Raw genomic sequence first — 12,005 nt, 5'->3', positions numbered from 1 at the left:
GGAAACACCGCAGCTTTGTGCGGTGTACTTGCCAATAGCGGGAATTCATATTGGTAGAAGGAAGTGCCGGCAACGAGCCGGAAGGTCCATTCACAAGACGCTATTACCCATAAGCATAACTATTCAACTTGCCCGATCTTCTTCAATGATTTTGTGATCTGGCATTTCTAATGCATAATTAGTCAATTGCATATCCGATCAATACTGTCGGGAGCGATTGCATGAATGCCGAAACTTCTGATTTCGTGAAAGCCGCAGATAGCCCAAAAATAACTTCTACCAATTCGCCCAGCGGGTTTCACATAAAGATAAGAACCAAGTTGCTGGTCGCGCTACTTGGTATTGTCGGGTTAATGCTAATACTGGCGTTCACCGGGCTATCTGAGTTGCGCAAAGCGAACCTTCGAACTGCTGAGTTGCTTCAAGATCAGGTACGGCTATCAAATCTAAAGGTGTTTGAAAGCAGTCTGCAAGAAATCTGGTTGAATGGAACAGCAATTTTTGCCGAGACTGGAGGTAACACCATGCTTGGCGACAGTGCAGGCTTCTTTAAAGATAAGCTGCATGTTATTCAGTCGCTTGGTCATCTCATTGAGACAAGGGATCAACCGGATCTCAACCTTTTTTCCAACGATGAAATCGCGGATGTGTCGCGAAAGACTCAAGAAATAGAACGAATAGGGCTTGATATCGTTGAGCGATATGAAGCTGGGCAGATAGTAATTGCCAAATCAATATTCGAGTTGCAGCTAGTCCCAATAATTAAGTCCTTGGACAATCTGATTGAGAAAAGATACCTGCTTTTGCGCGATGGTATGCGCTCGAAAGCTATGATTAACCAAAACGCGTTTGATCAATCGTGGCGAATGGTGCTTGCTTCGGCTGGGATTGCAGTCGTTATTGCGATTTTGCTTGGTTTCCTGCTCAGCAAATCTTTGATCCGTACGATTGAGCAAATCCGGGTCACACTAAGAAGAGTTGCTCAAGGCGACTTTACCGCCCGAGCTAATATCAAGAGCACCGACGAGCTTGGAGATCTCGCCCGCAGCGCCAATCGTATGACAGAGCGTTTGGGCACGTTGTACGATGAGCTTGAGACTGCGAACCTCCACAAGTCGCAATTTCTCGCCAATATGAGCCATGAATTGCGAACTCCAATGAATTCGATCCTCGGATACACCGAAATGATCCGGGATGGAATTTATGGTCCGGTGCCAAAAAAAATCGACGATCCGCTGCATCGGGTTCAAGTGAATGGTAAAATACTACTGTCTTTGATTAATGATGTTCTGGATATTTCAAAGATTGAAGCCGGAGCACTCGAACTGACACTGGACACATATTCGATGTCTGAGATCCTCACAGACGTTGTTTCCACGATTGAGCCCATAGCAGCGAGCAAAGGACTAGAAATCCGCACCAAAGTAGAAGGCGGACTCCCCACTGGGCATGGCGACGCGGGTCGAATTAGACAGGTCTTACTTAACATCGTCGGAAATGCGGTAAAGTTCACTGACAAGGGCTACGTCGAAATAAACTTGGCGCGTCGTGATCAACGGTTTGTAGTAACCGTAACTGATACAGGAGTTGGAATCTCCGCAGAGCAAATTGATGAGGTTTTCCTGGAATTCAAACAGGCTGACGCCTCGTCTACGCGTGCCGCCGGGGGTACTGGCCTCGGTCTGTCTATCTCTCAAAAGATCGTAGAAATGCACGGTGGGCGAATTGAAGTCGCCAGCAGCCTTGGCAACGGTTCGACATTCACTGTGGTACTCCCCGTCCAGGCCACGAGGAGCTGAGCATGTCTAAAAGAATACTTGTCATAGAAGATCAGGCCGACAACAGACGTATACTTCGAGACCTTCTAGGCAATCACGGCTTCGAAGTGCTGGAGGCCGAAAACGGAGCTCAAGGAGTAGACCGAGCGATTGCTGAAAAGCCCGATCTAATCTTGATGGATATCCAGATGCCAGAATTAGACGGTTACGATGCCACCCGCCAGATAAAGAAGCATCCAATAGGCGCGAACATACCAATCATCGCGGTAACATCCTTTGCTTTGTCTGGCGACGAAACAAAAGCACGGGAAGCCGGATGTGATGACTATGTTACCAAGCCCTACAGTCCGCGTGCTCTGTTGGCTAAAGTCATTACCTTTGTTGGACAGGTCTGAATGAAAAAATGAAAGACCCACCACTCATTTTGATTGTCGATGACCAGCAGGACAATCGCAACCTGCTGACAATGCGACTTAGCGCGCATGGTTATAATACTGCCGAGGCCATAGATGGCGAAGACGCTATAGAAAAAGCTACTGATTTGTCGCCCGACTTGATCTTGCTAGACGTAATGATGCCTAAGCTGGACGGTTTCGAAGTCTGTCGAAGATTGAGAATGGATCCCATACTCCCCTTTATTCCGGTGGTTCTGATAACAGCTCGTTCGAACACTGAAGATATGGTGCAAGGGCTTGAGGCTGGTGCAAATGACTATCTCACCAAACCAGTTGACACAATTGCACTCATTGCTCGCGTACGTTCCATGCTCCGAACAAAAGCTTTGCATGACGAGGTGCAGAGCTGGAACAAGGAACTCGAAAAACGAGTAAATCAACAGATTGGTCAGATTGAGCGGTTCAATCGTTTGCGCCGCTTTCTACCAAGGCAAGTGGCAGAAGAAATTATTTCGGTTGGTGATGACAGCGCTATTCTTAAGAACCGAAGAGCGGACATCGTCGTTTTGTTTGCGGATCTAAGGGGATTCTCGGCCTTTACGGAAGCCTCTAATCCTCAAGTAGTGCTGGAAGCCCTCAACGTATTTCACAATTGCGCTGGACCACTGATTGAACGACACCAGGGCACACTTGAACGTTTCTTGGGCGATGGCATCGTTGTGCTGTTTAATGCCCCGCTCCGGGCACGCGATCCTACGGGTCAGGCTGTCACCTTTGCGAGCGAGCTGCATGCTGCGGTCGCAAACGCGCTTGGACCCTTTCAGAAGGAGGGATCGCGCTTGGGTCTCGGGATCGGTATCGCCAAGGGTGAAACCACTATTGGCTGTATCGGATTTGAAGGCCGGTTTGACTATGCGGCCATTGGAGAAGTGCCAAATCTTGCAGCTCGCCTATGTGAACACGCGCGAGCTGCCGAAACACTAGTCGATGCGTCGGTTGTCGAAGCGTTAGGAACATCCAAGAAAACGCGATTTTTACGGGATCAAGAATTCAAAGGACTGACCGGAACGGTTCCTGTGTTTCAGCTTCTGAGTTAAGGTGCTGTCGATCAATTCGAACTAGCCTTAGCGAAGCTGGTAATGCTGCCCTCTACTCCAATCGACGAGGAACACCCGACGGTGCTTGAGGACAGCTATGCTGTTTCCAAGTTGCGAATGAGGCCACGGCAAAAAGTTTCCAACAAAGAAGCGGGTTCGACATCCGTGGCTTGCGGATCAACGACGTGATTGAGCCGCATGAACGCGAACTGAACTTGCCAGCCTGTATACATGATGCCTCTCTGCGCCGCAGGATTATTTTTGCATGTATTGACGCGCGCTATCTTGGCCAAATGGTTGACTGCTGCCAGAAGGTCGATGGGTTGGGTTATCAGGTTTTCAACGTATCAAACGACAACTACTCTGTGAGTTTAACAACATCAGAGTTGGTCGCGCAGATTTATTAAATAATTGAATTTAATAAGAAAATTACGCTGGATTAAACCTTCCATTCAAAACGCCAAGGCAAAGAAACTTCTCGGTTTTAATCCTCAGCATGATTGCCGGGACTACCTGAAATCCAAGTTCCTGCATCTTAAAGATTTCGCTCTTAACTGCGCGTACAACGCGACCAGAATTACGCCTTGGATACGCCGTTTCTCGCAGCTACGAAATCGACAAGGTGAGGAACATAGTCGTTTGGCCCATCACCTCCAGCGGCGAGCGCCATTGCAAAACTGTTTTTTGCGGCGTTTCCGATTGGATTGGACAGCCCCACTTCATCTGCCATGGCTTCGAGGTAACGCAAATCTTTTAGAGCATTGGACAGAGTGAATTTGTGAGACTCTCGATTGCCTTCAACGGCGTACCCCATGAAGGTTTGATAAAACCCGCAATCCATCCTGCTGCCACGAATGACTGAGTCGAATTCTTGGGTGGATATTCCGACTTTTTCTGACAGTGCCAACGCTTCCGAATAAAGCGCCGCGTATCCCAGCGAAAGAAAGTTATTCAGAAGCTTCATTTTGTGCCCTGCAGCACATGGGCCGATGTGAACGATGGTCTTTGCCCAAGCTGCGAAAACGGGCTTCAACCGCTCAAAAACAACAGGGTCAGCGCCGACCATGGTCGCCAGCTCTCCGTTTTGTGCCTGCACGGGTGTCCCGCCCAACGGCGCGTCCGCCATATGGTGACCGGCCTGCGCTAACTTTTTAGCGAGTGCCATAGTGGAATTCGGGTCTGACGTGGAACAATCCACAATGACGCTACCGGCCTGCATGGTTGGCATCATGGCCGCGACAATTGCCTCGACCTGAGGTGAACCGGGTGCACAAATATGGATAACTGAGGACACTGCCGCAAGCCCAGCGAGGTTTTCCGCCTCCGTCGCACCCTGAGCGACTAAGTCATCGACAGGGCCACGGTTCCGATGAGCAACCACATTAACTGTGAAGCCTGCTTTTAGCAGATTTGCGGCCATACCCTGACCCATCAAGCCAACACCAACAAATCCTATCGTTTCTTCGCTCATCGAGGTCTCCATTCAACACTTACTGAGCATCAGTTTGGACCAGTACGGAATGCAAACGCAATGACGGCTTCGTTGACGTTGTCGAAGTGACATTGTCACGCATAGCTTCTTTAGTAGCTACATTATTAAGACGGGAAAACTCGCACTTTTGCGATTGGGGAAGGATCCCGGCAAGGCGGTGTGGGCATTGAAACGATCCGCTACAATGAATGCGAAGGGCTCGTGCCCAAACTAGAACGGGCAATGAATAGTCGGCGAATTTATTGCCTGTACGATGTTGGAAGGCTTCGCTTTCTCAAGAATTGCCGCAATTTGGGCTTTCCACTAGCCGATGCAAAAAATTTTCCGAAGGCGACGGCGCGAATTACCGATCCGTCGAAGAGCTGGCTGAACTCCACGTCCTTAGTGTGTGCTCTAGAATAGACAAACTTGGGCGCTTGGAAGCTGCATTTATCGAGCTTTCAGCCAACTACGACACCAAGAAAGTTACTTGCCCAATGCTTTCTAAATTGCGCACTGCACAACAGAACTTTGGGCTAGATGGGATCGTTCGTTACCGGAAACAGATGTCCACCGTGCCGACTTTGCGACCTTCCCACTTTGTGCTTCAACGACCGATTTCGAGTTTCTAGACCAACTATTCGTGTCGGCCGTGCTAAATAAATGGAGGCCTGACCCGAGCTCTGAAAGCTTGTTATCTTCATTCGTTAGCGGGCATTCAGCAACGCCGAGACATCCGCTTTCGATGTAACCAATGCTTCCCGAGATCGCACGATCTTTCAGGAGAGCGTCAAACACGCTCGTAGTTTATGCCAGCGATAGCCCTGCCATTTGTGCGATCCGAATGACCGTATCGCGGCGGATGATAATGCTCGGATAGCTGATTTCTTGAGCCGGCTAGAAAAGAATATATTTTGTCTGATTTGACCAAATCTTTGACCGTAGCCGCGAGTAGAAATCAGTTAGCTAGCATTTCCGAAAGCTCGCCTGCTCCTTTTTGCAGGATGTTCAGAAAGGATAGCAGGCTGTTGACGTCGTGGCGTTGGGTTGGGGCATGTACCGAAAGTGTGCCTACTAATCTGCCTTGACCATCACGAATAGGCACAGCGATGGCCGTCATTCCAGCCATGAATTCCTCATCATCTGTCGAGTAACCGCTCTCAGCGATTCCGCGGATTTCTTCGCGTAGTGCTTTGGGGTTCGTTAGGGATTGTTCGGTCCGCGGTTGTAAATTGCCTGCAGAGAGAAACCCATCCAACGTCTTCTGACGCAGGGTAGACAAGTACATTTTGCCGCTAGCAGTGCAATGGAAGGGCACCTGAGTACCGATTGGCAATTGAATGCGTAGCGGCCATTTCGTTTCAACCCGGTCGAGGTAGATCATCCCTTCCCGGTCTGGGATGGCTATGTTACAAGTCTCACCCACGTTTTCGGCGACGCTGCGCAAGATTGCCAAACGCGCCGTGCGCAGGTGTTCGGAAGACATTGTATTGACCGAAAGCGACCTCAGCCGGTGCCCAGGACCAAATGAGCGGCCATCCAGATCTCGCTGTAGGAAACCTTCGGCCTCAGCGGTTTGCAGCAGACGGTGGATTGTGGGCTTGGCCAGTCCCAATGTCTCGATTAGGTCCGATGGTTTGACGGCGACCCCGCGCCGCGCCACCTCCTCAAGGATGAGAAGAAGGCGCAGGTTGGTCGGGATCTGAGTTTCTTTGTCTTGTGTTTCCGTCTCGGCCATCCCGCAACATTCTAGTTATTTGGCAGCAGGATCAAGGCCAGATCGGGCACAAGCGACACCAATATCCATACGGACAGCAAAGCCACCAGATAAGGCACCGTGTATCGCAAGAGACGGAAGTAGGGTACACCCGTCACGCCTGATGCCACATAGAGGTTCAAACCGTAGGGCGGAGTGATAAAGCCGATAGACGCGCCCACCAGGAAGATCACCGAGAAATGGATCGGATCTATCCCAACCGAGGCCGCGATTGGCGCGAGGATTGGCGCAAGGATGATCGTCACCGGCAAGCTTTCCAGCACCATACCGGAAAAGAAGACGATCACCATCGAGGTAAATAGAACCGCGTGGTAGCCGCCCATTGAGGTTACAAAGTTCCCAATGGTTTCTTGCGCCCCCAGCAGCGACAGGATTTGCTGCATCACCACTGAAATTGCGATAAGCGGGGCAAGGATACCTGTGATCTGAGCTGACCGGATCACAATTGAGGGGATCTCGGGGATTGTAAAGCCTTCGACCACGAACATCTCGGCGTAGCTTTTTTCAGTCGGTGGAATATCGTTCCGTGCGCCCATGATCCGGTTGACCGGATAGCTGACCAACCCGGCGATCACACAGAAACCAACGGTCACACCCGCCGCTTCGGTGGGTGAGAACTTACCCGTGTAGATGCCCCACAGAACCAGGCCGATGGCGAAGAAACCCAGCCATGCGCCGAACGCGGTTTTCAGCACCCGGTTCAGTTGCAGCGGGATCAAGTGGCCCCAGCCGTTCATTCGGCAGATGATCCAGCAGGCAAACTGCATACCAAAAACCATCAACGCACCGGGCAGAATACCCGCGACGAACAGCTCCGAAATCGGCAGGTTCATCAGGAAACCATAGACGATGAAGATAATCGAAGGCGGAATGATGATCCCCACCGTGCCCCCCGCCGCCGCAGTGGCTGCGCTGAACCGCTCATCATAGCCGCCCTTGACCATCTCCGGGTGCAACATGGAACCAATGGTGGCGGTCGTGGCCGAGTTCGAACCCGAGATAGCGGCAAACAACCCGCATGCCCCTAGAGAGGCCATCGCCAGCCCGCCGCGTATCCAACCCAGACAGGCATAGGCGAAGTCGCTGAGCCTCCTCGCGATGCCGGACTTGTTGATCAGGTCTCCGGTCAAGATGAACAGCGGCATCGCCAGCAAGGCGAATCCTTTGTTGAAGACGTTCAGCAACTCGGCGCCCATATTGTCGAGCGTCAAGCCGAGGACAAACGAACAACCAATAACCCAGTAGCCGATGACCAGGAGAACCGGTACGCCCAGCATGAATAGAAAAGTGACCCCAAGCGAGATCAGTGTGACCATGGTTCCATCTGTCATTAGTCTGCTCCGATCACGGCCTGCTTGATTAGCGGCTCGCCTGTTTTCCAATTGTGCAGATCATCCGCGAGGTTTTGAAACACGCGCCCGACCATCAAGAAGAAAGACAGCGGTGCAGCCAGAAGGAACCACCACTGCATGACGTTGTCGGTACCCAGTACGATCTGGAAATTTGACGCAGACAGGGCCACCAGTCGGGTTGTGGTGACAATGACAATCACCGCAAAGATAAACCACAGAACCGCATCAAGGATCAGGCAAGTAAGTTGCCCTGCCCTCGGCATCGCGGTGCGGAATTCACTGAAACTCAGATGCGTGCGAAGGCGTACGTTGTAAGACGCCCCGAACCACGCCATAACCATGAAGAGAAGTGGTGGAATGGTCGTTGACCAAGGCTCTTGATCGTTAAACACGAAGCGGTCGATCACACCCCAGAAGATGATCAGTGCAATGGCAAGATAGGAATAAACCATCACCGATCGTTCCAGATGGCGTTCTATGAAGGGCACCGTTCGATAGACCAGCATGACCAGAAACCCGCCAAGTGCAGAGGCCACTGCACCCAGAACCCAAGCAGCGTCAGATTCCAGAGCGGATTGAATCTCGAACGAATCCTGGCTGAGAAAGGCGCTGAAGATCGCGCCTATGTCTGCCCATAACGACATGTACCCCGTCCTCCCAGTCGGTGTGTTTTTTGGAACCGGCCCGTTTGAGGGCCGGTTCACATCAGCTTATCAGGCTTGGCCCATCCACCAACGGCGCGGCTCGACGTTTTCCGGCAGGGTATCGGCCGGAATTTCACGCGCGATGTCGTAGATTTCCTGATACGTATCTATGCCGCCTGCCCATTTGTTCAGGCGCTCACGCCACTGCGCCCAAGGCTCAGGGTTATAGTTCGGGGCGCACATCTCTTCGGCCAGTTTGATCTGATCGTCCGGCAGGAAGGCCGGGCGGACACCGTTTTCGGCAAAGATCGTGTTGGGAAGCTGCGGTTCCGAGAAGCCAACAGTATTCAACAATGCGGCCTCATTCGCACCTTGGATCAACGCCTGAGTGAAGTAGGAAGACTCCATCACTGCGTCCTGCAACTCGCCGCCGAGGCTATCGAAGACCTTTGCCGACATAGAAGTATGCTCGGTGCCACAGAAGAACTTCAGGTTCACCGACTGGGAAACCACGGGTGCCATATTGGCGTAAGCCACGGCAGAGGCCCAAGTTTCAGCCCCGTCAATCAGGCCTGTTTTCAGAGCGTCCAGTGTCTCTTCCCAGGCCACCGGAACCGGGTTCAGGTTCAGCAACTGCATTGCAATGCGGCCCAACTGCGTGCCGGTAACGCGGTTCTTGGTGCCGAACAGCTCTTCCAGTTTGGTTACTGTGGGCTTGTCCGCAAAGGTCGAGCCCATTTGTAGGCCGCGCAGTTCGCAATGGGTAAACAAGAACTTCAGCCCATGTCGTTTCTCCAGGGGGTCGCGGAGAATGCGCTGGCTCGCAGGGCTGTAGAAGAAATGGTACTGCGCCGCGCGGCTTGGGAACATATAAGCGTAGTCCAGCACGTTCAAGTAAGGCGCGCCACCAGCCGAGTTCTGGGTCGAAGCAGCGTAGATATCGACGATTCCCTGCTGCGTTTTTTCGACACAGCTGAGCTGACCACAGATCTGATTGTCGCCGATGAACTCGATCCGAATCTCACCATCTGTGCGTTCTTCCAGATCGCGCGCGAATTCGATAGCCCCGGCGCGTTCGATCAAAAGGTTGCGAGTATTAAAGCCTGATGCGCCAAATTTCAGCGTGTGCTTAGGCTCTTTTGAGAACCGCTTTTCATACGTGGATTCAGCCGCTTGCGCCAGGTTGGCCAAGCTCATCGCTCCTCCAAACCCGCCCGCTGCCAGCAGAGTTGAACTCATACCGTAACGGCCAGCCACGCGGAAGAAATCCCGCCGCGAAATACCACTTAGTTTCTTACCGATCTCCATTGCTTACCTCCCTGATCGCAATTATTGAGACGTTTTGTATCAAAAAAGGCTAGTATATTTCTTGCATCTTGCATAGGGTTTTTTCGACGGCGTGAGGAGGAGGCAGTCATGGAAGTGGATTATGCGGTTGTGGGCGCCGGGTCTTCGGGCTGCGTCATTGCCAACCGGCTGAGCGCTGATCCTAACACGACCGTTGCACTGCTAGAGGCAGGTGGCCGCGATACCAATCCATGGATTCACATCCCCGTTGGCTACTTCAAAACCATGCACAACCCATCGGTCGATTGGTGTTATCGCACCGAACCTGATCCTGGTCTGAACGGTCGATCCATCGACTGGCCACGCGGCAAGGTACTGGGCGGGTCATCCTCATTGAACGGCTTGCTCTACGTGCGTGGGCAGAAAGAAGACTACGATCGTTGGCGGCAAATGGGCAATGAGGGCTGGGGCTGGGACGATGTCCTGCCACTGTTCAAGCGCTGCGAGGACCAGGAGCGAGGTGAAGACGAGTTCCATGGCGTAGGTGGGCCCTTGTCCGTATCCAATATGCGTATTCAACGCCCGATCTGTGACGCGTGGGTGGCCGCAGCGCAAGCGGCCGGCTATCCGTTCAACCCTGATTACAACGGCGCGGAACAAGAGGGGGTGGGGTATTTCCAACTGACCACCCGCAATGGCCGCCGGTGCAGCGCTGCGGTTGCCTATCTGAAACCCATTCGGGATCGCCAAAACCTAAACATCATTACAAATGCGCTCGTAACGCGCGTGGTTCTGGAGGGAAAGAAAGCAACCGGCCTGGTGTACCGGGATCGCTCTGGCGCAGAGAAAACTCTGACCGTTCGGCGCGAAATCATTCTGTCCAGCGGAGCGATAAACTCGCCGCAGATACTTATGCTTTCAGGGATCGGAGACCCGGACCACCTGAAAGAAAACGGCATCGAACCGCTGCACGCCCTACCAGGTGTCGGCAAAGGGCTGCAGGACCACTTGCAGGCCCGATTAGTGTTCAAATGCAATGAACCGACACTGAATGACGAAGTCCGCAGCCTGTTCAATCAGGCGCGCATCGCCCTGAAATACGCACTTTTTCGTGCAGGTCCTATGACCATGGCCGCCAGCCTTGCCACCGGGTTCATGAAAACGCGCGAGGATGTAGAAACCCCCGATATCCAGTTTCACGTTCAGCCCTGGTCCGCCGACAGCCCTGGCGAGGGCGTTCATCCGTTCTCAGCCTTCACCATGTCGGTCTGCCAACTGCGCCCTGAAAGCCGGGGGGAGCTACGCTTGAACGGCCCGGATCCATCTAAATATGTCAAAATTATACCGAACTATCTGTCCACTGAAACGGATTGCCGAACCATTGTTGACGGGGTGAACATCGCCCGCAGAATAGCCAAGCATAATCCTTTGGCCTCGAAGATTTCAGAGGAATATCGACCAACGGCTCAGCTGAGTTGCGACGACTATGAAGGCACCCTGGACTGGGTAAGATCAAACACCGCGTCCATCTATCATCCTACCGGCACTTGCGCGATGGGAAGCACCGAAGCATCGGTCGTAGATGCAAAACTAAAAGTGCACGGTATAGCAAACCTGCGTGTGGCAGACTGCTCAATTATGCCGGAAATCGTCAGCGGTAACACCAATGCGCCAGCCATCATGATCGGAGAAAAGGCTAGTGACTTGATACAGGCGGATGCGTGACCCAAAAATGGAGGGAAAGGTGTTTGATCCCTGGGTTTGGCTGTTTGCTCTTGTCTCTGAAAAATAGAAAACCGACGTTGGGTCTCCAGTCAATTACCCTTGCCGCATAGGCTTTTAGTGGGATTGAACCGGTCAATATGATCCGAAAAGGTAAGTTCACGCCCGGAGTCTCGGTGTTCCAGTAGTTCGCCAACTTGGCAGGATAATTGATCCACTTGGCAACTCCGTTCGGTGGCACGAGCCTGCCCTGCGCCGGGCTTGTATTGAAAATCAATAGCGCGGACGAAGCTGCCATTTTCAGGCCGTTCAGTTGTGTAGATACGGTCGACGCTATTGACGATGGTTCTGCCCAACTGAAGCTTAGACGAGTAAATTCTCGCTACCCATTGAGCTTGCTTCGCTACGCTTGTGGTTTCTTAACAGACTCTTCTTCTTTGGACATGAAGCTTACGGTAAGAATTGAATCCTCGACCCACAAC

10 protein-coding genes are annotated in these 12,005 nt (G+C 52.2%); 5 read left to right on the top strand and 5 right to left on the bottom strand.

All coding sequences use genetic code 11. The features are described 5' to 3' along the window. Positions 1-221: 221 nt before the first annotated feature. Genes ACR0C3_RS02450 through ACR0C3_RS02440 form a run of 3 tightly spaced genes read left to right on the top strand, consistent with a single transcriptional unit; the run spans position 222 to position 3,270 of the window. Positions 222-1,799, top strand: coding sequence for a sensor histidine kinase (locus ACR0C3_RS02450; RefSeq protein ID WP_480756975.1), 1,578 nt, complete (start codon positions 222-224; stop codon positions 1,797-1,799). 2 nt (positions 1,800-1,801) lie between these two features. After that, positions 1,802-2,173: a response regulator gene (locus tag ACR0C3_RS02445; RefSeq protein WP_480756974.1), complete on the top strand. Its 372-nt coding sequence runs from the start codon at positions 1,802-1,804 to the stop codon at positions 2,171-2,173. A gap of 8 nt (positions 2,174-2,181) precedes the next feature. Continuing rightward, a complete protein-coding gene (locus tag ACR0C3_RS02440) occupies positions 2,182-3,270 on the top strand; it encodes an adenylate/guanylate cyclase domain-containing protein (protein WP_480756973.1) in 1,089 nt (362 codons plus the stop codon). Between the two features lie 577 nt (positions 3,271-3,847). On the opposite strand, the gene ACR0C3_RS02435 is transcribed toward ACR0C3_RS02440, so the two are convergent. Beyond that, entirely contained in the window at positions 3,848-4,741 is an 894-nt protein-coding gene (locus ACR0C3_RS02435; RefSeq protein ID WP_480756972.1) for an NAD(P)-dependent oxidoreductase, read from the bottom strand. 180 nt (positions 4,742-4,921) lie between these two features. On the opposite strand from ACR0C3_RS02435, the gene ACR0C3_RS02430 reads away from it, so the two are divergent. Then, the gene (locus tag ACR0C3_RS02430) at positions 4,922-5,164 is read left to right on the top strand and encodes a MerR family transcriptional regulator (protein ID WP_480756971.1); all 243 of its coding nucleotides are present in this window, start codon (positions 4,922-4,924) and stop codon (positions 5,162-5,164) included. 535 nt (positions 5,165-5,699) lie between these two features. Here the strand turns inward: ACR0C3_RS02430 and ACR0C3_RS02425 are convergent. The 4 genes from ACR0C3_RS02425 to ACR0C3_RS02410 all read right to left on the bottom strand — a co-directional run bounded on the left by ACR0C3_RS02425 (position 5,700) and on the right by ACR0C3_RS02410 (position 9,822). Then, positions 5,700-6,479, bottom strand: coding sequence for an IclR family transcriptional regulator (locus ACR0C3_RS02425; RefSeq protein ID WP_480756970.1), 780 nt, complete (start codon positions 6,477-6,479; stop codon positions 5,700-5,702). Between the two features lie 11 nt (positions 6,480-6,490). Further along, positions 6,491-7,849: a TRAP transporter large permease gene (locus tag ACR0C3_RS02420; protein WP_480756969.1), complete on the bottom strand. Its 1,359-nt coding sequence runs from the start codon at positions 7,847-7,849 to the stop codon at positions 6,491-6,493. Further along, a complete protein-coding gene (locus ACR0C3_RS02415) occupies positions 7,849-8,514 on the bottom strand; it encodes a TRAP transporter small permease (RefSeq protein WP_480756967.1) in 666 nt (221 codons plus the stop codon). Before ACR0C3_RS02415 ends, ACR0C3_RS02420 begins: the two co-directional genes overlap by 1 nt. 69 nt (positions 8,515-8,583) lie before the next feature. After that, positions 8,584-9,822: a TRAP transporter substrate-binding protein gene (locus tag ACR0C3_RS02410; RefSeq protein WP_170380876.1), complete on the bottom strand. Its 1,239-nt coding sequence runs from the start codon at positions 9,820-9,822 to the stop codon at positions 8,584-8,586. Between the two features lie 108 nt (positions 9,823-9,930). Between ACR0C3_RS02410 and ACR0C3_RS02405 the strand changes: the two genes are divergently transcribed. Next, positions 9,931-11,526, top strand: a complete 1,596-nt coding sequence (locus ACR0C3_RS02405; RefSeq protein ID WP_480756966.1) for a GMC family oxidoreductase — start codon at positions 9,931-9,933, stop codon at positions 11,524-11,526. Positions 11,527-12,005 lie beyond the last annotated feature (479 nt).

Source organism: Ruegeria sp. CK3, from assembly GCF_056536565.1.
The sequence above is the reverse complement of the archived record's forward strand: the minus strand, read 5'-3'. Positions and strand labels throughout refer to the sequence as shown.

Bases quoted from the DNA above. Each gene is read 5' to 3' on its own strand.
- ACR0C3_RS02420 (WP_480756969.1), bottom strand. From the start codon at position 7,849: ATGACAGATGGAACCATGGTCACACTGATCTCGCTTGGGGTCACTTTT.
- ACR0C3_RS02445 (WP_480756974.1), top strand. From the start codon at position 1,802: ATGTCTAAAAGAATACTTGTCATAGAAGATCAGGCCGACAACAGACGT.
- ACR0C3_RS02435 (WP_480756972.1), bottom strand. From the start codon at position 4,741: ATGAGCGAAGAAACGATAGGATTTGTTGGTGTTGGCTTGATGGGTCAG.
- ACR0C3_RS02410 (WP_170380876.1), bottom strand. From the start codon at position 9,822: ATGGAGATCGGTAAGAAACTAAGTGGTATTTCGCGGCGGGATTTCTTC.
- ACR0C3_RS02450 (WP_480756975.1), top strand. From the start codon at position 222: ATGAATGCCGAAACTTCTGATTTCGTGAAAGCCGCAGATAGCCCAAAA.
- ACR0C3_RS02405 (WP_480756966.1), top strand. From the start codon at position 9,931: ATGGAAGTGGATTATGCGGTTGTGGGCGCCGGGTCTTCGGGCTGCGTC.
- ACR0C3_RS02415 (WP_480756967.1), bottom strand. From the start codon at position 8,514: ATGTCGTTATGGGCAGACATAGGCGCGATCTTCAGCGCCTTTCTCAGC.
- ACR0C3_RS02440 (WP_480756973.1), top strand. From the start codon at position 2,182: ATGAAAGACCCACCACTCATTTTGATTGTCGATGACCAGCAGGACAAT.
- ACR0C3_RS02425 (WP_480756970.1), bottom strand. From the start codon at position 6,479: ATGGCCGAGACGGAAACACAAGACAAAGAAACTCAGATCCCGACCAAC.